17 protein-coding genes are annotated in these 19,411 nt (G+C 46.7%); 6 read left to right on the top strand and 11 right to left on the bottom strand.

The genetic code is table 11. The annotated features are described in order from the left end of the window. The first annotated feature begins 69 nt into the window (after nt 1–69). Both M1D67_RS20585 and M1D67_RS20590 read left to right on the top strand, forming a co-directional pair. Nucleotides 70–2,490: a S8 family peptidase gene (locus M1D67_RS20585; protein WP_479831480.1), complete on the top strand. Its 2,421-nt coding sequence runs from the start codon at nt 70–72 to the stop codon at nt 2,488–2,490. A gap of 123 nt (nt 2,491–2,613) precedes the next feature. After that, the gene (locus M1D67_RS20590; RefSeq protein WP_023857017.1) at nt 2,614–2,862 is read left to right on the top strand and encodes a hypothetical protein; all 249 of its coding nucleotides are present in this window, start codon (nt 2,614–2,616) and stop codon (nt 2,860–2,862) included. Here the strand turns inward: M1D67_RS20590 and M1D67_RS20595 are convergent. After that, nucleotides 2,859–3,866 (bottom strand): LLM class flavin-dependent oxidoreductase, encoded by a 1,008-nt coding sequence (locus M1D67_RS20595; protein WP_479831481.1) that lies wholly within the window; start codon nt 3,864–3,866, stop codon nt 2,859–2,861. The two genes, M1D67_RS20590 and M1D67_RS20595, sit on opposite strands and share 4 nt — an antisense overlap. 87 nt (nt 3,867–3,953) lie before the next feature. Here M1D67_RS20595 and M1D67_RS20600 point away from each other — a divergent pair, with 87 nt between their 5' ends. Next, the gene (locus M1D67_RS20600) at nt 3,954–4,091 is read left to right on the top strand and encodes a hypothetical protein (RefSeq protein ID WP_023857015.1); all 138 of its coding nucleotides are present in this window, start codon (nt 3,954–3,956) and stop codon (nt 4,089–4,091) included. Nucleotides 4,092–4,119: 28 nt separating this feature from the next. On the opposite strand, the gene nfsA is transcribed toward M1D67_RS20600, so the two are convergent. Further along, the gene (gene nfsA / locus M1D67_RS20605; protein WP_025810609.1) at nt 4,120–4,869 is read right to left on the bottom strand and encodes an oxygen-insensitive NADPH nitroreductase; all 750 of its coding nucleotides are present in this window, start codon (nt 4,867–4,869) and stop codon (nt 4,120–4,122) included. Nucleotides 4,870–5,013: 144 nt separating this feature from the next. Here nfsA and M1D67_RS20610 point away from each other — a divergent pair, with 144 nt between their 5' ends. After that, a complete protein-coding gene (locus tag M1D67_RS20610) occupies nt 5,014–6,189 on the top strand; it encodes an amidohydrolase (protein WP_479831482.1) in 1,176 nt (391 codons plus the stop codon). A gap of 25 nt (nt 6,190–6,214) precedes the next feature. Here the strand turns inward: M1D67_RS20610 and M1D67_RS20615 are convergent, their stop codons facing one another. Together M1D67_RS20615 and M1D67_RS20620 are read right to left on the bottom strand one after the other, a co-directional pair. After that, nucleotides 6,215–7,384 carry an FtsW/RodA/SpoVE family cell cycle protein gene (locus M1D67_RS20615; protein WP_144497883.1) on the bottom strand — a complete coding sequence of 390 codons (1,170 nt, stop codon included), beginning with the start codon at nt 7,382–7,384 and terminating at the stop codon, nt 6,215–6,217. 111 nt (nt 7,385–7,495) lie between these two features. Then, complete coding sequence (locus M1D67_RS20620) at nt 7,496–8,680, bottom strand: FtsW/RodA/SpoVE family cell cycle protein (protein ID WP_023857011.1); 1,185 nt, start codon at nt 8,678–8,680, stop codon at nt 7,496–7,498. A 278-nt stretch (nt 8,681–8,958) separates the two neighbouring features. Here M1D67_RS20620 and M1D67_RS20625 point away from each other — a divergent pair, with 278 nt between their 5' ends. Then, the gene (locus M1D67_RS20625; RefSeq protein ID WP_479831483.1) at nt 8,959–10,314 is read left to right on the top strand and encodes a YjiH family protein; all 1,356 of its coding nucleotides are present in this window, start codon (nt 8,959–8,961) and stop codon (nt 10,312–10,314) included. Nucleotides 10,315–10,720: 406 nt separating this feature from the next. Then, nucleotides 10,721–10,981, top strand: a complete 261-nt coding sequence (gene ywcE / locus M1D67_RS20630) for a spore morphogenesis/germination protein YwcE (RefSeq protein ID WP_020453353.1) — start codon at nt 10,721–10,723, stop codon at nt 10,979–10,981. Between the two features lie 49 nt (nt 10,982–11,030). On the opposite strand, the gene M1D67_RS20635 is transcribed toward ywcE, so the two are convergent. Genes M1D67_RS20635 through M1D67_RS20665 form a run of 7 tightly spaced genes read right to left on the bottom strand, consistent with a single transcriptional unit; the run spans nt 11,031 to nt 19,218 of the window. After that, nucleotides 11,031–12,230 (bottom strand): clostripain-related cysteine peptidase, encoded by a 1,200-nt coding sequence (locus M1D67_RS20635; RefSeq protein ID WP_479831484.1) that lies wholly within the window; start codon nt 12,228–12,230, stop codon nt 11,031–11,033. A 17-nt stretch (nt 12,231–12,247) separates the two neighbouring features. Continuing rightward, entirely contained in the window at nt 12,248–12,703 is a 456-nt protein-coding gene (locus M1D67_RS20640) for a GNAT family N-acetyltransferase (protein ID WP_026580272.1), read from the bottom strand. Nucleotides 12,704–12,714: 11 nt separating this feature from the next. After that, the gene (locus tag M1D67_RS20645) at nt 12,715–14,523 is read right to left on the bottom strand and encodes an ABC transporter ATP-binding protein (protein WP_479831485.1); all 1,809 of its coding nucleotides are present in this window, start codon (nt 14,521–14,523) and stop codon (nt 12,715–12,717) included. Beyond that, nucleotides 14,517–16,442 (bottom strand): ABC transporter ATP-binding protein, encoded by a 1,926-nt coding sequence (locus M1D67_RS20650; protein ID WP_224146318.1) that lies wholly within the window; start codon nt 16,440–16,442, stop codon nt 14,517–14,519. Before M1D67_RS20650 ends, M1D67_RS20645 begins: the two co-directional genes overlap by 7 nt. 42 nt (nt 16,443–16,484) lie before the next feature. Then, complete coding sequence (locus tag M1D67_RS20655; RefSeq protein WP_479831486.1) at nt 16,485–18,485, bottom strand: asparagine synthase-related protein; 2,001 nt, start codon at nt 18,483–18,485, stop codon at nt 16,485–16,487. Next, nucleotides 18,482–18,946 carry a lasso peptide biosynthesis B2 protein gene (locus tag M1D67_RS20660; RefSeq protein ID WP_023857003.1) on the bottom strand — a complete coding sequence of 155 codons (465 nt, stop codon included), beginning with the start codon at nt 18,944–18,946 and terminating at the stop codon, nt 18,482–18,484. Before M1D67_RS20660 ends, M1D67_RS20655 begins: the two co-directional genes overlap by 4 nt. Further along, nucleotides 18,946–19,218 carry a PqqD family peptide modification chaperone gene (locus tag M1D67_RS20665; protein ID WP_026580277.1) on the bottom strand — a complete coding sequence of 91 codons (273 nt, stop codon included), beginning with the start codon at nt 19,216–19,218 and terminating at the stop codon, nt 18,946–18,948. The genes M1D67_RS20660 and M1D67_RS20665 overlap by 1 nt, the downstream gene beginning before the upstream one ends. Nucleotides 19,219–19,411 lie beyond the last annotated feature (193 nt).

Below are 19,411 nucleotides of genomic sequence, written 5' to 3' on the forward strand. Positions count from 1 at the left end.
AGAATATTTTAAAAGTTCGAAACTCTAAGGATTACAAAGAAACCATTTATCCGTAAGGGGGAAAACAGATTGAGAAAAAGTATCATGCGCTATTTCGTTATGGCTTTTATTCTATTATTTTCGTTATCCACATTCCTCACCGGAGTGCAGGCAACATCCGTTCCCGATCAAAAGTCGCCTGAACTTGAGAAAGCTGAAATCTACGGTGATATTGATGTGACGTCTGATAAACAGACAACAGTTATTGTGGAGCTGAAAGAAAAGTCGCTTGCCGAAGCAAAAGCGGATGGGGAAAAGCAAACGAAAGCTTCTTTAAAAACCGCTCGCAGCAAAGCGAAAAACAGTGCGCTGAAAACACTCAAAAAAGCGAAAATAAACCGCGAATACGACCGTGTATTTTCGGGTTTTTCAATGAAACTGCCGGCCAGTGAAATTCCGAAGCTGCTCGCCGTCAAGGAAGTAAAAGCGGTTTATCCGAACGCAGCTTACAAACCTGACAGCATAAAAGGAAAAGACGTGACACTTGCAACGGATGCCATTTATCCACAGATGGATAAAAGTGCACCGTACATCGGAGCAGATCAGGCATGGAAATCAGGCTATACCGGTAAAGGCATTAAGGTAGCTGTCATTGACACGGGTGTGGATTACACACATCCTGACTTAAAGAAAAATTTCGGCCCATATAAGGGGTATGACTTTGTGGATAATGACTATGATCCACAAGAAACACCGGCAGGCGACCCGCGCGGAGAAGCGACTGATCACGGCACCCATGTTGCGGGGACCATCGCCGCGAACGGTCAGATTAAAGGGGTGGCGCCTGAAGCAACGCTTCTTGCTTACCGTGTGCTCGGCCCCGGCGGCTCAGGAACAACCGAGAACGTGATTGCAGGCATTGAAAAAGCCGTCGCGGACGGAGCAAAAGTGATGAACCTCTCATTGGGCAATTCACTGAACAGCCCTGATTATGCAACAAGCATCGCACTGGACTGGGCGATGGCCGAAGGAGTTGTCGCCGTTACGTCAAACGGAAACAGCGGACCGGAAAACTGGACGGTCGGCTCGCCGGGAACTTCAAGGGATGCGATTTCCGTCGGCGCCTCGCAGCTTCCATATAATGAATATTCTGTGAGGCTTCCTTCGTATTCGTCAGCAAAAGTGATGGGATACCAGGAGGAAAAAGATCTTGAAGCTTTGAACGGTCAAGACGTGGAACTTGTTGAAGCTGGGATCGGACAAGCTGACGATTTCACAGGCAAAGATGTGAAAGGAAAAGTAGCGGTTATCCAGAGAGGCGTCATTCCATTTGTGGATAAGGCCGAAAACGCCAAAAACGCCGGCGCTGTCGGAGCCGTGATTTACAATAATGTAACAGGGGAAATTGAGGCCAACGTTATGGGGATGGCCGTACCGACTGTCAAATTGTCGAAAGAAGAGGGCGAAAAGCTTGTTCAGCAGATCAAAGAAGGGAAACGCTCTGCTGTCTTTTCTTTCAAATTGGACAAAAAGCTCGGGGAAACGATTGCCTCCTTCTCGTCACGCGGACCTGTCATGGATACATGGATGATTAAACCTGACGTTTCAGCGCCAGGCGTCAATATCGTCAGCACCATTCCGACCCACGATCCGAAAAACCCTCACGGTTATGGTTCAAAGCAGGGTACAAGCATGGCTTCCCCGCATGTCGCGGGAACGGCAGCCCTATTAAAGCAGGCCAAACCGGATTGGACGCCAGAGCAAATCAAAGGCGTGCTGATGAATACGGCGGAAAAATTGACGGATGAAAACGGAAAGCCTCTCCCTCACAATACGCAAGGAGCGGGCAGCATCCGCATCATCGAGGCCCTTCATGCTTCATCAATTGTAACGCCGGGCAGCCACTCATACGGAACGTTCCTGAAAGACAAAGGAAAACAAACGAAAAAACAAGCGTTCACAATTGAAAACCTTTCTTCATTCAGAAAAGCTTATCAGCTCGAATACTCCTTTAAAGGAGCGGGCATCACGGTATCAGGAACGGAACGAGTCGTGGTACCGGCCCATCAAACAGGTAAAGCAACGGCAAAAGTAACCGTCAATTCCGCCAAAACGAAAGCAGGCACATATGAAGGCACGGTTTACGTCCGTGAAGGAGGCAGAAAAGTCGCCGAAATTCCGCTCCTGTTGATCGTCAAAGAGCCTGACTACCCGCGCGTCACATCCGTAACGGTTGAACCGGGGGCAAAGCAGGGTGCTTACACGATCGAAGCCTACCTGCCGGGCGGGGCTGAAGAGCTCGCATTTCTCGTCTATGATGAAAATCTGAACCTTCTCGGGCAGGCCGGCGTTTATAAAAACCAAGGCAAAGGCTATCAATCTTATCAATGGAACGGCAAAATCAATGACGCCGCAACCCTTAAGTCCGGAAAATACTATATGCTAGCCTATGCGTCCGCCAAAGGAAAATCAAGCTACATTCTGACGGAAGACCCTTTTATCGTCGAATAATGACAAGCCTTGTTGAGAACCACTCAACAAGGCTTTTATATGTTAAAATACGGATAATGCGTTCAGGAGAAGCTCTCCCTTCTCTTCAAAACGTGAAAAAAGCAATCGGAGGACATCGTATATATGCTTTCTTTTATCGTATTATTCGGCTTATCCTTCCTTATTGTCTGCTTTATATTTTTCACGATTTTGTACTTCGCCGTCAACCTGCAGAAGCGCGAGCCCAAGCCTTTTCAAAAAGCAACGGAGCAAACCGTCGATACCGTCATCCTCGTTCCGCTCAGCTGGCTGTTTACCGCTTTATACATATGCATTCTGTTTATTCTTTTCCCGATCCGCCATTTTCTCGATTTTTTTCAGCAAAAACGTTAAATTGACTGATGAAACGCTTCGGCCAGCAGCCGGTAAGATTCCAGCCTGTCTTGAAAATCGTGGGTGATCGTCACCGCCATGATTTCATCCGTTCCGTAAGCGCCGGCCAGTTCAAGCAGCTGTTCCTTCACCTGCCGCGGCGTCCCGATGACCATCCGTTTTCGATTGTCTTCCACTCTCTTTCTTTCATAAGGAGAATATTGATATGACAGCGCCGTTTCCAATGATGGAAAGCCTTCGGTCACTATCCCCTGTTCATTGGCTAATAAAGAGAAATCCAAGCTTTTTGCAAGGTTCTCTGCTTTCTCTTCTGTCTCAGCGCAAATCACAAATACAGCAATGATCACGTTTGGCTGTTCACCCAATACAGAAGGTTCGAACCTCTCTTTGTAAAGTCTGGCCGCCTCTTCTCCGCCTTCGCCGTTAATAAATTGGGCAAATGTATACGATGCCCCTGTTTGGGCGGCAATCCTCGCGCTTTCCCCTGAGGAGCCGAGCAGCCAGACAGCGGGCGCTGCGGCCACGTTCGGCGATGCGATCAAGTTGGGAAAGCGGTGGTGTTCATCGGCTTGATCGTGTAAATATGTGACGAGATCCTGAATTTGTTCGGGATATTGGTCAGTCATCCGTCTTCCTCCATTTTGAAGAGCCATGGAAGCGATCGGCATCCCTCCCGGAGCACGTCCGACACCGAGATCAATCCTTCCGGGCGCAAGTCCTTCCAAGACGCGGAAGTTTTCTGCCACCTTGTAGGCGCTGTAATGGGGAAGCATGACGCCGCCGGATCCTATACGGATCTTCTCTGTTTTAGCCGCAAGATAACCGATCAGAACCTCCGGACTTGATCCTGCCAAGTTTCTTGAAAAATGGTGCTCGGAAACCCAAAATCTCTTGTATCCGAGGCGCTCCGCCGCTTGCGCGAGCTCCACCGTATGCTGTAAAGCCTGTTCAGGTGTGCTTCCTTCAGAAACGGGAGTCTGATCAAGTATGCTTAATGACAACATCTTTTTCACCCCAAGTCTTCGTTTACTTTTCCTGCGCAAAAAGAAATAATAGTATCATGGATAAACCTAAAGGAGCTCCTAATACTGATGAATGAGACGAAGCAAAAAACGCACCCGCCAGTCGTAGAAGAACGCTTTGCAAAAGGCTGTTTATTCGGAATCCTTTTCAGTCTTCCCTTTTGGCTGATGTTTTATCTTTTTCTTCAATACATGCTGACAAGATAAGTCCCCTCCGAGTCGGAGGGGACGTTCCTTACCTTTTGTTCAAACCTTTTCCTTTAACGAATTCATTCATATACGCACGCGGCGGCTTTTTGAGGCTGCCGGTGATCTGGTCTGTCCATTTGTCAGACCGTTTGCCGTCTGTCCGCTTTTGATAATAGTTTGAAATCGTTTCGTCATATGCGGACATATGTTTTTTAAACTCGGCTTCGTCCGCTTGATAGGCATTTTCATGATAAATGTGATCAAGCGGCAGACGCGGCTTTTTATCCGACAGGTTGGCCGGATGGCCGACGACAAGCCCGAACAGCGGCAGAACGTATTCAGGTGTTTCCAGAAGCCCGGAGACTTCGTTCAAGTTATTGCGAATCCCGCCGATATAGCAGATGCCGAGGCCCATTGATTCGGCCGCTATTGACATATTTTGAGCGGCAAGAGCTGCATCGATGACGCTGACCATAAAGGTCTCCGTCCCTTCAAGAGAAGCTGTGATATCTACACCCTTTTCCCGGGCCATTTTGTCATGCCGGTAAAGGTCTGCGCAAAATACAAACAGATGGCCGTTTTTTTCAACATATGGCTGATTTCCGGCCAATTCCGCAAGCTTGCGCTTCTTGTCCGGGTCGGTGACACCGATGATTGAATAAGCTTGAATATAGCTGGACGTCGATGCGCTTTGAGCGCTCTCCACAAGCAGGCGAATCTCTTCTTCGGTCAGGAGCTGATCTGTAAAAGACCTGATCGAACGGTGATTTAAAATTGTTTCAATCGTTTTATTCATCCTTTTACCTCCTCAACCTTTATCATATCCAATATCTGCTTTTCCCTAAAGCAAAACGGTTTGGCGGACTGCAGATGGATTCAATTTCATATGGTAAAATGATAGAATCGTCTTACAATTTTTGAAGCGGAAAGGGAGATGACGGTGAAGTCTGTAATTGAAGAATTAGATGCATTATATCCGGAAATGATCGAACTCAGGAGACATTTTCACCAATATCCGGAGCTTTCCCACCGCGAGGTCAATACACCGCGCACCATTGCAAATTACTTGGAAAACCTCGAGATTGACGTGAGAACAAATGTCGGCGGACAAGGGGTCGTCGGTCATATTAAAGGCGGCCGCCCCGGCAAGACGGTCGCCTTGAGAGCCGATTTCGACGCTCTGCCATTACAGGATCAAAAAAATGTTCCGTACCGGTCGACTGTCCCCGGCGTCATGCACGCTTGCGGACACGATGCTCACACGTCGGCTCTCCTCACAGCCGCAAAAGCCCTGGCAAAGCATCAAAAAGACTTGAAAGGAAATGTCGTGCTGATCCATCAATTCGGTGAAGAGGTCACACCAGGCGGCGCCAAGCCGATGATTGAAGCCGGCTGTCTCGAAGGCGTGGATGCCATTTTCGGCACCCACATCTGGGCTCCGATGCCCGTCGGTCAAGTCGGTGTTACATCAGGCCCGATGATGGCAGCCGCTGATAAATTTAAAGTCACGATATCCGGGCGGGGCGGACACGGAGGCGCGCCTCACTTAACGACAGATTCTTTAATAACAGGAGCCTCAGTCGTCAACCATCTCCAGCAAATCGTCAGCCGCAGAATCGATCCGACGGAAGCAGCCGTCTTGTCGATCGGAACGTTTCATTCAGGCCAGGCGTTTAACGTCATCGCCGAAGAAGCGGTCATTGAAGGAACGGTCCGCACCTTTTCAAAGCATGTCCAAGAGACGATCATCGCCGAGATGGAACGCGTCATCAAGGGCGTCTGCGACAGCAACGGCGCTTCATTTTCACTCGATTATGAAAAAGGCTACCCGCCTGTCGTCAACCATGAAAAAGAAACGGACATCGTCCGCCAATGTGCCAAACGAATCGTCGGCCCTGAAGCCGTCATCGAACTCGAACCGAATATGATCGGCGAAGATTTCTCTTATTATCTAGAACATGTCCCTGGATCATTCTTTTTTACCGGCGCGGGCAATCCGCAGACTGGAGCCGTTTACCCGCACCATCACCCGCTGTTTGATATCGATGAAAAAGGCATGCTGAACGCGGCGAAAATTCTTGTGTCGGCAGCTCTCGCATTTTTAAACCAAGATTAAAGACAGCCTGATTCGGCTGTCTTTTTTACTTAAACATATACCCTTTATATTTTGTCAGCTGGCAGCTGGCGTTATAAACGATCGCATAGCCGATCAAAGCAGACAACACAGAGCTCCCTCCGTAGCTGATGAACAGAAGGGGAACGCCCGTAACCGGCATCAGTCCGACGTTCATTCCGATATTTTGGAATGTATGGATGACGATCAGCGCTGTATACCCGACACAGAAAAATGACGCAAACTTATTATAAGGATGTATCTTATCGATCAGTACGACAAGCCGGTAAATGAAAAGGAAAAACAGGATGACGACAAAAGTACAGCCAATAAAACCGAAACTTTCCCCGATGACGGCAAAGATGAAATCGGTTTGGCCTTCAGGAACGTAGACTTTCAAATTGTTCATACCCGTTCCGAAGATTTCTCCAGAGCCGATCGCCGTAACGGCCTTTTCGGTCTGATACGTATCGTTCGCGTCCTGCTGGCTCGAATCGACCCATGTCATCACCCGGTTGATCTGATATTGCTGGATGTGCAGCGTATCCTTCGAAAACTCCGGAAAATTGATCACCAAAAACAGAACGAGCAGTACGAGGGTGATTCCTGACCCCGCCACAATCGAAATCAGCTTCCAGTTCACACCTGATAAAAACACCATAACGGCGACAAAGAACATGCAGATACCGGCCGTACCGGCGTCCTGCATTAAAATCAAACCGACCGGAACCGCAGATACCCCTGCGATTTTCAGCAAAAGGTGAACATCCTCCTGCATCGTGCGCGAGCCTTTCGGACTTGCTTTGGAAATCACCGAAGCCAGCATCATAATCAGGCCGATTTTCATAAATTCCGACGGCTGCAGCGTGACCGAACCAAATTGAAACCAGCTTTTCGCTCCTTTGATAATCGGTGCGATCGACGTTGGACTGAACTTTAACACGATCAATGACAAGATGCCGAATAGATATATGTATATGCTGAATTTTTCAAGCTGCTCCAGATCAAAATAGAGAAAGCCGACGATCACCGAAATGCCGAGCAGATAAAAGAACAATTGCTTTGCCGGATAGCCCTTCAGTGAAAAAGACGGCTCTGCAGCGTAAACAGCGATCACACTGATTAAAAAGAACATAGCTAATATAAAAATCAAATCTCCCTGATAATAGGGACTTGTCGTATTTTTCTTCTGACCCATTGTACCCCGCCTTATTTCTTCATCAAAAGCACTAACTTTCATTATAACATGAACAACCGTTCACATTGCGAAAAAGGGTGAATAAAATAACAGCCTGCATGCATCAGGCTGTTATTTGAACATATAGCTTTGATACTTTGTTAACTGGCAGCTTGAATTGTAGACAACCGCGAAGCCGATCAAGGTTGCTACGACTGAGCTTCCTCCATAGCTGACCAAAAGCAGCGGGACGCCGGTCACGGGCATAATGCCGATATTCATTCCGATATTTTGAAAGGTATGAATGACAATTAAAGCGGTAAAGCCCGCACAGAAAAATGAGGCAAACCTGCTGAACGGATGTATTCGGTCGATGAGCACGACAAGCCGGTAAATTAAGAAGAAAAACATAATGACAACAAAAGTGCATCCGACAAACCCGAAACTCTCGCCGATGACGGCAAAAATAAAGTCCGTTTGCGCCTCAGGTACATAGACTTGAAGATCGCTTACACCATTTCCGAATACTTTCCCCGAACCGATCGCCAGCTGCGCCCTTTCGACCTGCATTTTATCGTCGGCATTCTGTTCGCTCGGATTGACCCAGGTCATGACGCGGTTGATTTGGTATTGTTCAACCCCGAGTGCTCCCGCGACATCGGGAAATTTGATAATGACAAACAAAATCAAAACAATGACTGTAAGACCCGTTCCGAAGATGAGAGAAATCAATTTCCAGTTCACGCCCGACAGGAATACCATCACAAGAATGACAAACGCGACGATTCCGGCTGTACCCGTATCCTGTTCTAAAATCAAGCCGAACGGAACAATGATAATACCGGCGATTTTCAGCAGAAAGATGCAGTCTTCTTTCAACGTACGCTTGCCGACAGGCCCGTTTTTCGACATGAAGGAAGCCAAATACATGATCAGCCCGATTTTCATGAATTCCGACGGCTGCAGCGTAAACCCGGGAAGCATAAACCAGCTTTTGGCACCGTTGATAACCGGCGCAAACCTGTATGATCCGATATATGCCGGACTGAACTTTAACACGATCAGCATCAAAATCCCGAGCAGATAAAAATAAAAGCTGAGCTTTTCAAGCTGCTCCAAATCAAAATAAAGAAACACGATGATGATAAAGGCCCCCAGCAAATAGTAAAGGGACTGTTTCATCGCAAAGGGTTCATTATATTGATTAAACTGCTGAGCGGCGTACACAGCCACAACGCTTATGATAAAAAAGACAATATAGACAAAAATCAAATCCCCCTGATAAAAGGGATTTGTAATATTCTTTTTCTGACTCATTCGAAATCCCGCCCTTATAATATGACACGAAGAAATAATCCAGGAAGACGGCATCCGCTTCCTCACAAATGATATGACGTACAAAAGAATAAAATGTTTCGATTTTATTGCGAACAAATTCCTATTCTATTTTAAAGGATTTTTCCAACTATTGTCGAATGTGATAAATTCATTGATTTTTGATTGATTTGTATTAAAATGAGTAATGTTGCATAAAATTAAACTTTTGCCTCCGGCAGAAGCGATACAGAATCACCAATTCATAAGGAGTTTTTCATTTGGATAAAGCACTTCAAAAGCGTAAACGGCTTGATCTCATAAAATTTTTGGTCCCTTCGCTTATCGGAATTATTCTGTTTATGATTCCCGTTAAAATTGAAGGAAATTTAACGATACCAATTGCTGTCTTTTCAAATGTATTGCAGAAGCTGCTTCAGCAGCAATTGCCGTTAATCATGACGGTCATCGTAACCGCAACATTTATCTTAACCTTTATCACCAAAACCTTTCATCCGGCTTTCATTAAAAAAAGCGAGTTTTTCTATAACTTGCTGAATGTATCTTTATTTTGGTATATCGTCCGCCTGTTCGGCATGATTTTCGCAGTGATGGCATACTTTAAGATCGGCCCTGAAGCGGTATATGCCGACAGTACGGGCGGAACATTATTATTCAGCTTGCTGCCCGTTCTTTTCTCCGTCTTTTTATTTGCAGGCCTGTTTCTGCCGTTTCTGTTGAACTTCGGCTTGCTCGAGCTGTGCGGCGCTTTGATGAAAAAGCTGATGAGGCCTGTCTTTAAGCTGCCGGGACGGTCATCGATCGATTGTATGGCCTCATGGCTCGGCGACGGCACGATCGGCGTGCTCCTGACAAGCAAACAGTATGAAGAAGGGTTCTACACGAAGCGTGAGGCCGCCGTCATCGGCACGACTTTCTCAGTCGTCTCCATCACGTTTTGCCTCGTGATTATTTCACAGGTTGACCTTGCCCATATGTTCGTTCCGTTTTATTTGACGATATTGCTGGCGGGTGCCGTAGCCGCGGTGATCAGCCCGCGGATTCCGCCTTTATCAAGAAAGGCTGATACTTATATTACAGACCAAGCGGATCAGGATCAAGAGGAGATTCCCGAAGGATACACTCCATTCCAATGGGGACTCAGCCGGGCTGTCGCAAAAGCAAAACAAAATACAAGCGTCAAAGATTTCTTGCAGGACGGAGCCAAAAACGTGCTCGATATGTGGATGGGCGTCGCTCCCGTCGTCATGGCGCTCGGCACAGCCGCACTGATTGTCGCTGAATATACACCTGTTTTCAAATGGCTCGGGCTGCCGTTCATTCCCCTTCTCGAACTGCTCCAGGTTCCTGAAGCCGCCGAGGCCTCACAAACGCTTGTCGTCGGGTTCGCCGACATGTTCCTTCCGTCTGTGCTCGGAAGCGGGATTGAAAGTGAAATGACCAGGTTCATCATCGCCTGTTTATCGGTTACACAATTAATCTACATGTCGGAAGTCGGCGGTCTTTTGCTCGGTTCCAAAATTCCGGTGACATTCCTTGACCTCGTCTTGATTTTTCTCGTTCGGACGCTGATTACGCTGCCTGTCATCGTACTGTGCGCCCACTTTATTTTTTAGACAAATAAGAGGCTCTCGGCGCCAAATGCCGAGAGCCTTTTTTGTTTAGAAAAAGTCGTTGATCCAAGGGGGCTGCGGCCTTATCGTGCGGTCCAGCCTGTCACTTCCTCTTCGTTTCCGGAATCCTGCCGGTTTCGTATAGGGAACGCGCGGTCTTGGCTAACTTTTGCAGGATCAATTTCCTCCACGCATTTTCTCTCCTTCATCCTTTATGTCCTATTGAATCGCCGCGAAAATTGAGCCGATAGTTGGAGCGGAAAATGCTTTCCAGTATGTATCATTTTTCGAAGAACGTGGTATAATAAATGTAACAGAATGTTCACAAAATATTCTCCAATTAGACACAATTGTCGTTTCATTCCGCTTTTTTGGCAGCGCTATCATTATTGAAAGGGGCTGAAAACGCATGGATATGTTTTTCGCTTACTTGCTGATCGCAAGCGCCACTCCTTTATTTTTATGGCTGGACAACAAAAAGGTCGCAATTTCTTCTATTCCGCCAATCATTTTAATGTGGGTCTTCTTCTTTTTCTACATGACCAGCAGCCTTTCTCCTACAGGACACTCTCTCATGATCGTACTCTTTATTCTCAACGTTGTCATCGCCCATGTCGCCGCTTTCATCATTTACGGACTTCCATTGATTCGAAAGCACATGAGCCGATAAAAAAGTGCCGGTTGTTCCGCCGGCGCTTTTTTTGCTGTAAGAGACACCATTATAGATCAAAGTTAAATGCTGAATGGGAGTAATCTTTGATGAATGTTTGATACCGGCCGCTGAAATCAAGCAGGTTGTATATTTTTGATTTTTCCGCAAACCGCTTTTGGTTGTCTCTGGCCGGATAATAAACGGACATGCCGCTTCCTCTCGGGTGCTCAGGAGACTTGATGTTCATGATGACAGCCTTTTTGACGGATTTTACGACCTCTTTCGCTTCTTTCTCAGCTCCGATCTGCTGGCCGATCAAGCTTGACAGATCGGCCAAATCAACCATATCCGATTCATCTGCATAATCTTCGGCAGCGAGACGTGCGTAGTGAAGCAGGCGCTTTCCATCCGGCTCTTTCAATGCCCGGTTCATGCTTAAGCTCAACCTGTCGAGGGCATCGACAGCGTCTTTGACGCGGTTTAATTGAATTAAAGACTGCTGCAGGTCTTCTGTTTCACCGTTTTCTTTTGACTGCTGTATGTAGCCTGCCGCGATTTCCCTGCCAAGCTCTTTCGGATCGATTGAAGGGTCGTCTTGAACAGACTGCAGCGCATATTTGTAATCCCAGCCGTTTTGATTCGTATAGTCGACTGAAGCCAGCATGTACTTTCCATAATCCCTCAAGGCATATGCCGTTTCAATCCCGGCCATTTTACAGTTGTCAAAACCGATTAAATCAAACTTTTGCTTCGTATGTTCATAGGCCTTTTTGATTCCCGACTGGAGCTCGCTTATTTTCATTTTTTTATTGCCGAAGTTTTCGTCTCCCCCGTAGCCGTCAACGGAGCCAAGCCCATGCCCCCAGAAGATCAATACATATTTTTTAGCCGGGTATGTTTTGACTCCCCATGTGATAAAATCTGTGACGGAGCCGGGACTGTCCGTATTTGTCTTCCCGATATTTTCGAGGGGCGCCAGCTTCTGATGTTCAACTTTCCACCTCTGATTCACCTTGTGACTGATCGACGGGTTCGCCCATTTTTTTGCTCCTCCTGTCTGAAGAACGACATTGACGTTTAAAGATGAACCCGCATCCATCATTTCCTGAATGTCATCGCTTGCCATATGAAAATCGCTTTCCATGTCAGAACCAATCATATATACAAGAATAGTGTAGTCGTCTTTTTCTTTTAATAGAGCGGCTGATGCCGGCTGAAAAAAGGCGACTGAAATAACGGAAACCACAATCCATTTGATCAAGTTCATCTTCTTATGCTCCTTATTTAAGATTCCGGGAAATAAATAAGAGAGTAGTAGCCGTCCTCGTCCGGCTGTTCATGTTCTAATGAATATCCAACGGATCGGAAGCACGCTAAGCACCTCTCGTTATCCTCTTCAATTCCGGCAAACCATTTGTTGATCCGGCTCATTTCCGGCAATGCCATCGTCCTTTTGATGAGCGCTTTTCCATATCCCTCTCCGCGCAAAAACGGATCGACTACAAGGGCAATGTTCCCGGTCAAGTCCTCCTCAACTTCAACCATGACAACGCCGACAGGCTTGCCGTCCTCTAAAGCCGCCCATACCCGGTAGTTTTCATTCCCGTCTGCAAAATTGAACCACTCGTCAAGCGGCATCATCCCTTCCAGCCGCCTTTTCACTTCTGCATCCTCAAACCAAGTCTGCAGCCATTCAATATCTTCTTTTCGAAACAGACGTAGTTCTTCTATATTGCTCATTGTTTTCTCCTTTACTGCGCGTATTTTTCAGCCTGCAGGCGATACAGCTCTGCATACTGGGCCTGATTTTTCATCAATTCTTGATGGGTGCCGGCCTCCGCTACCCTTCCTTTTTCTAAAAATACGATGTGATCGGCAAAACGGGCCGTGCTTAACCGGTGCGAGACAATAATGACTGTTTTGCCTTGCGTCAGCTTTTGCAGCTTATCAAATATCTCTTCCTCAATAAACACATCCAGCGCAGAGGAGGGTTCATCGAATATCAAAATGTCGGCAGACTCATCACGCATAAATGCGCGGGATATGGCGATCCGCTGCCATTCTCCCCCCGACAAATTCCTGCCGCCGAACAGTCTGCCAAGCTCTGTTTCATAACCGTCTTCAAGCTTATGTAAAAACTGATCCACTCCGCCGAAGGCCGAAGCACTTTTTATTTTAGCCAAGTCGGTGCAAGAAGAAATGTCGCCCAAGCCGATATTGTATTTCAATGTCATTTCGTACCGCAAAAAATCCTGAAACACAGCCGCGGCATTTGACCGGTAATGTTCAATATCATACTTATAAAGTGGTAAACCATTATAAGAGATCGTGCCTTGATTAGGATCAAAATAACGCAGGAGCAATTTAACGAGTGTGCTTTTGCCTGATCCATTTTCTCCCACGAGAACGGTCGTCTTATTCAATGGAATATCGAGCTTATGAATATCAAGAACCGTTTTGGTTCCATCATAAGAAAATTCCACTTGATCACATGTAAATCCTTTTTCCTTTTGAGCAGCTGGCGCGGTTTCCCCATTTTCCATGCCATTTTTGCTGTTTAAAAAAGAATGAACATTTCCGAGGTGCCTCGTTTCTCTTGCACCGATCGCAAACGCAGCGAACATTTCATTGATTCCTTCGTTGAACTGAACCGCGGCTCCGATAAACAGCATCACATCCCCGATGGACAACCGACCATAAAAAGCCTGGTGAACGATGTAAATCAGAACGGCACCTGCGGCCAAAGATTGTAATACCGACCAGAACAGCTGATACAGCGCCAGTTTTTTTTGATCGTTGGACAGCGTATGGAGGAGCTCCATCGAGGTGTTTTTATAAAAAGACTTAAAAAAAGGAACAAGATTGTATATCTTGACCTCTCCGGCTGTTTCAGACATGAGAGGGACACCTGCATAATATTCCGCGCGCCGTCTCAGTTCCTGAACCTCTTTCCGTCCTTCAAAGGTCGCGTTGTTTAATTTCGCCTCCCAGTACAGTTTAGGAACGGCCAATATGAGAAACAGCAGCGGCACCCACGGTGCAGACATGCCGATCAGTAAACTGCTGGCTGCAATCATCACCATTCCGCCGAAGGTTTGAGACACGATGGAAACCCACATCGTGACAAAATATTCATTATAGCGGATGATTTGTGTATTGGTATGAAAAGATGCGTCTTCAAAAGCCGCGATATCAGGAATGGAAATTGCCTTTTTCATGAGCATTTCATCAAGATAAGCTTCGAGCTTGGCGGTAAGGAGCCTTTTCTGCATTTCAGCCACAGGCAGAAGGGCATCTACGATCAGCGTAAAAGCAATGTATGCAAAGGCCGCCCAAACAAGCGCATTCCAAGAAGACAGCTCAAACGGCGCCCGTGCAATCTCATCGATCACCTCTGCACTCAGCCAGACTAGGAGCGGTCCGAGCATTGCATTCAGCAGTGTAATAAAAAATAGAACAGCCGACTTAAAAGGGTCGCAGCGCCAAAACAACGATAAACCATAAAAGATGATGGAAGCGGTTTGAGGCAGCTTTTTGAAAAAGGAACAAAACTTCAGCAATATACCTCATCCTTCCCCTGAAACGATTTGGCCTGCATGCGGAACATTCTGCTGTATTCCCCGTTCTTGTCCATAAGTTCCTGATGGCTTCCCTCTTCCGCAATTCTTCCGTTTTTCAAAACCAGTATGCGGTCAGCCATTTTTACCGTACTGAACCGATGGGAAATCATGATCACCGTTTTTCCCTCTGTGAAGCTGTGAAATTGCCGGAAAATATCATACTCAGCCCGAATATCCAAAGATGCGGCCGGCTCGTCCAAGATGACAAGTCCGGCATCTTTCATAAACGATCTGGCTAAAGCAATCCGCTGCCATTGGCCTCCCGAAAAATCGGTGCCCCCCCATTCAGGGCCGATCATTGTTTCCAGCCCTTCAGGCAACTCTTCGATGATTGGTTCCAGCTTAGCGGACCGGGCGGCGTCGCGAAGTTTTTCTTCATCACCTAAAGCTTCCGTTCGGCCTACCGCGATATTGTACCGGAGTGACAATTCGTACTTACCAAATTCCTGAAACACGACCGCCATCTTGTTTCTCAGCTCTTGAAGATCGATCTTGCGGATGTCTTTGCCGTTCACTTTAATCTCACCCTCATCATATTCATAAAAACGGCAGAGCAGTTTGATGAGCGTTGTTTTCCCCGATCCATTCGCCCCTACAATGGCAATTCTTTCTCCCGGTGATACTGAAAAGCTGATTCGATTTAGAACATCGCCTGTGTGCATGTCATTCGGTTCAGGCTGCTCGTCGTGTTCCCGCATTTCTTCATCTTCAAGCTCATCGAGCATATCCAAATCTTCCTCATTCACATCAGCTTCATTTTCCCGGGAGCCGGCAGCCGCTTCTCTGAAAGGATAGCGGAAGGTGACATTTTTGAATTCGACTGCCAGCGGTCCTGCGTCCCCGAGAGATTCGCCATTGGAAGGAAGCCTGATATCCTTTTCGGCGTTCATAAAAAGAAAAAAGTCTCTTCCCATTCTCCATATATCCAACGTATCTGCACCTTCCTTGGCGATATCCCGGAGAGCCGTTGATAATTGGAACACGGCCCCCAAGTACAACGATATATCCCCCACAGAAAAACTGTTTGAATGGGATTGGGACAGGATCCAAAAGTACCCCAAACCCGTTCCCGCCCCCGATAAGAAACCCGTTAAAACCGACCAGCGCGCGCTTCTGACTTGAATATTCCGCAGCACAGAATATAAGCCTTTAAAAGCAGATTGATATAAATCAAGAAAGAAAGATCCCAAGCCAAACAGGCGTACTTCTTTGGCGGATCGTCTCCCGAGCAGAATGTGGCGAGCATATGCGGCCCTCCTTCTGACAGGGGCGTAATCCTTGTGATATTCCCACTCCATTTCATTGTAATGATTATGGACAAAAGCGAATGGAGCGGTAGATAAAATGAGGATGACAGCAAGAACGGGCGACAGATAGGCAATAATTAAAACAACGCCCGCCAAAGACATAACGGCTGTCACCAAGTTCGAACTGATATTAATGAATTGGGAAGGAAGCCATGTCGAGCGATCCCGCAGTGTTTCCAGCCGGTCCCTGTACTTTGGATCCTCAAAAAAACGCATCCCCGGAATGCGGTCAAAAGCGTCGATTAACAAACTGTTGACTGTGATCATCGACCTCTCAGAAAGCATGGCCTTCACCCATTTTTCCAATGATTTAACGACACTGATCATGACCAGGCTTCCCGCATAAATGACAGCCCATATTTCCGCATAGATGACCGCTTCCTGCTCGACAATGCCGTCGATCATTTGCTTTGAAGCGTACAATTGGATTAAAGGTGCTCCGGCTTCGATCAGCATGAAGATAACCATGCAAATCATCAGCCGCGGACCCGATTTCCAGACCATTTTCCCAAGCAGGCCCGCCGTTTGCAGCGGCTCTTGAATATGCTTCATCTTCCACACATGCTTCACCTTCATTTTCTATACCTATTGTGGTCATTGATACGAGTATATTTTGGCTTTCTCCGGCGTATTGACGGTTTCGATATCAGCCATGACCCTTGGTTTTCCCGGACGGCTCCGGTCGAGAAGGTGCTCCTTCCCCTTGGATGCTTCCCTGAGCCATATTTCCAAGTCAATGACAGATCTCATGTACTGATAGCCCATGCCCAGATCATTATTTGGATCTTCAGAGCGAATAGCCATAGCCAGCAAGTGTTTCCACCATATACCGCGCTTAATGATGCCGAGCTCTTCAACAAAGACGCGCTCTCCCGGTTCAAATAGCTGAAGAACGTGTCTGCGGTCATTCATAAAGCTTTTCCTGGCCATATGGGCATATGTTGTTTTCGTTGATCTGTTATAAACATAGGCAGGCAGGATATCGGTGAAAGATTTGCGAAGAAGCATTTTAGAGCCTGCATAATGTTCTTCAAGCCCTTTTAAAACATCAAAATGCTGTTCAGGCGGTACGGAAAATGAAAATTCGATCAGCCTCCGATCCAAAAACGGATGGTACGTAGGCAATGTCACACCAACAGCATCCATGTACCTCGCTCTCGGCCACAAAAAGTCATAATGGAACCTCTTACCCCACACCGAGAGCTCCCGGCTTTTTCGATAGCGAAGATGATCCTCCTTATTGATCTCCCGTTCTCTCTTTCGGTGTTCTTCAGTAAAATATTCAGGCAGCTCATATTCCGTATCTGACCACAGCAGGTCGTAATAGAGCTTTTCTCCGATATAAGGCATGAAAGGGGCGATTCCGTATTGAAATCCCAGCTTCAGCATCTCTTTCATGCTGCCGCCTGACCATTCGCGAAGCAATTTGTAGATTTCAGAAAACCGTCTCTGCCGAAGCAGAGAATCGATCACTGACACTTCTCCGCTAAAAATGAAATCCCCGCCCTCACCCGTCAGGACAGACGAAGCACCATACTCCTCAGCGATCACTGTAAAAGTCTCATTAACCAGTGAATTGGCTCTCGGATCAGGACCGTCTACAAACCAAAGCGGATCACGCCCGATTTCCGCGTTTGGAATTTTGGCTGTGGCGTCTCCGAGAATGATCAGGCCGGGAATATCCATATCGCGCATCATATTTTTTACAAGGTCCTTGTCATGGCTTAATATCATGTCAGGTTCGGCAAATGATATATTGACGGCCAGCAGCTGTTCCTTCCGTCCGCCTGCAATTGCGGCGGCGGTTACGGCAGCTGAATCCAGTCCGCCGCTTAATTCGACAATATGCTTTTCATCTTTTAAACGATCTGCTGTCACTTCCTGAAAAAGCTCCCGGAACCGCGGAACTGCGTCTCCAGCAAGATCTTTCCCGTTTAACAGCTGCGAAAGTCCCCAATAGCTGTGCGCATGAACCGCATGATCCCGGCCAAGAAAAGCGTAGGACGCCGCAGGCACTTTGCGTATTCCTTTAAAAAACGTCCGATCTTCAAAGCCGTTTTCTCCTACAGCAAAGCCTGAAGTAGGAAACATTCTGCACACATTTTGATCGATCGCAAAAGGAATGTCATGAACAAGCAAAAGGATGCGCAAGTCATTCGCTGCAAACCATTCTCCTTTCGGACTGACCCAGTAGTAAACAGGACGGGTTGCGTATATATCAGTCGCCAAAACAAGGCTATGTAGACTGTCATCCCACCACATCATCGTAAATTCGCCATGCGAGTGAGACAGCATGGCAGCTTGATCCTGCTTCAAAGACACGTACAGCTTGTCATATTGTTCAATCTTTCGGGTGCCATCCGATTTTGCGTTAAGACCGCCGCTGATCCAGCCGTCTAAGATGACGGGATGCAAAAGATTTATTTGAGTTGTAGGTCTAAAAGCTTCATCGTATCGGATATGCGCTTCAGCCATGTTTGCGATCCCGCGGCTGTAGCTGTGAATCCGTTCCACCCGTCCCCATTTCTTGACGGCGGAAACCCACTCATGCCATGCAACGGTGTTGTCTCCCTGCATTCCAAACCATACTTTCATACTAGAGATAACACCCACCTTTCAGCGTAAGCGCTCATCTTATACGTCTGTAAAACTTTTAAATCCTTATTTTTATGATTCGGATCGATCGATTTGCCGTTTTCCATTTGAACCCACGCATGAGAAAACAGCTTGTCATCAATTTTCTTGACCCCGATCATGAGATCAGCATCAAACCCATTGCTGAATAATATAGATTGAATCGTTAATGCAATAGAAACGCATGAAGTAACCAAATGGTCGTCTTCATCAAGCGAATATAAATATTCGCCGTTCTGGTGCAGTTCGTCTATATCAAGCAGCCCTGCACCTCTTTGCTGTGCGCTTGCATACAGCGGAAACAGATGGATCGCAATTTTTTCATAAGCTTCTTCAAAATCATGATTTAACAGCATCATACGTACAAAAGCATGAACGGTTGTAAAATATTCGTGATTTTTGACAAGCGCTCTTTTTTTCATCAGCTTTTATCCTCTATTTCAATCAGCTTATGATGTGTCAGTTCCTGTATCGCCTCATTTAATATCGCTGACAGTTCTTCCTCTGTCTGATCGAACGCCGATTGCCACTTGATCAGAATATCTTTTTTATCCTTTCGCTCATTTTCAATTTCGATCCACAGCTCTTTTAAAGCCCCTTCCAATCCGAAATACTGCCCATTGTCCAGGTTTAGGACGATGCATTCATTTTCCAACACGGTTGTCGCTGTCTCTTGATTTCGAATAATTTTCAAAGATTAGACCTCCCCGGTATGCATGATTTCAGAAAAATAAAGGAGAAGAGAGCCGGCAAGCTCTCTTTCAGCACTTTATGCATGATGTTCTTTCCACGCCCTTGGCGAATGCCGTTATCATTTCAGCTTTGGAGCGTTTTAAAAAGAGCCTGCAATGCGACGATACCCCTGAATTTACCAACTGACCACATGA

This window comes from Bacillus sp. PK6-025 (genome assembly GCF_056530265.1).

Bases quoted from the DNA above. Each gene is read 5' to 3' on its own strand.
- M1D67_RS20590 (WP_023857017.1), top strand. From the start codon at position 2,614: ATGCTTTCTTTTATCGTATTATTCGGCTTATCCTTCCTTATTGTCTGC.
- M1D67_RS20595 (WP_479831481.1), bottom strand. From the start codon at position 3,866: ATGTTGTCATTAAGCATACTTGATCAGACTCCCGTTTCTGAAGGAAGC.
- M1D67_RS20600 (WP_023857015.1), top strand. From the start codon at position 3,954: ATGAATGAGACGAAGCAAAAAACGCACCCGCCAGTCGTAGAAGAACGC.
- nfsA (WP_025810609.1), bottom strand. From the start codon at position 4,869: ATGAATAAAACGATTGAAACAATTTTAAATCACCGTTCGATCAGGTCT.
- M1D67_RS20615 (WP_144497883.1), bottom strand. From the start codon at position 7,384: ATGGGTCAGAAGAAAAATACGACAAGTCCCTATTATCAGGGAGATTTG.
- M1D67_RS20620 (WP_023857011.1), bottom strand. From the start codon at position 8,680: ATGAGTCAGAAAAAGAATATTACAAATCCCTTTTATCAGGGGGATTTG.
- ywcE (WP_020453353.1), top strand. From the start codon at position 10,721: ATGGATATGTTTTTCGCTTACTTGCTGATCGCAAGCGCCACTCCTTTA.
- M1D67_RS20635 (WP_479831484.1), bottom strand. From the start codon at position 12,230: ATGAACTTGATCAAATGGATTGTGGTTTCCGTTATTTCAGTCGCCTTT.
- M1D67_RS20640 (WP_026580272.1), bottom strand. From the start codon at position 12,703: ATGAGCAATATAGAAGAACTACGTCTGTTTCGAAAAGAAGATATTGAA.
- M1D67_RS20650 (WP_224146318.1), bottom strand. From the start codon at position 16,442: ATGAAGCATATTCAAGAGCCGCTGCAAACGGCGGGCCTGCTTGGGAAA.
- M1D67_RS20655 (WP_479831486.1), bottom strand. From the start codon at position 18,485: ATGAAAGTATGGTTTGGAATGCAGGGAGACAACACCGTTGCATGGCAT.
- M1D67_RS20660 (WP_023857003.1), bottom strand. From the start codon at position 18,946: ATGAAAAAAAGAGCGCTTGTCAAAAATCACGAATATTTTACAACCGTT.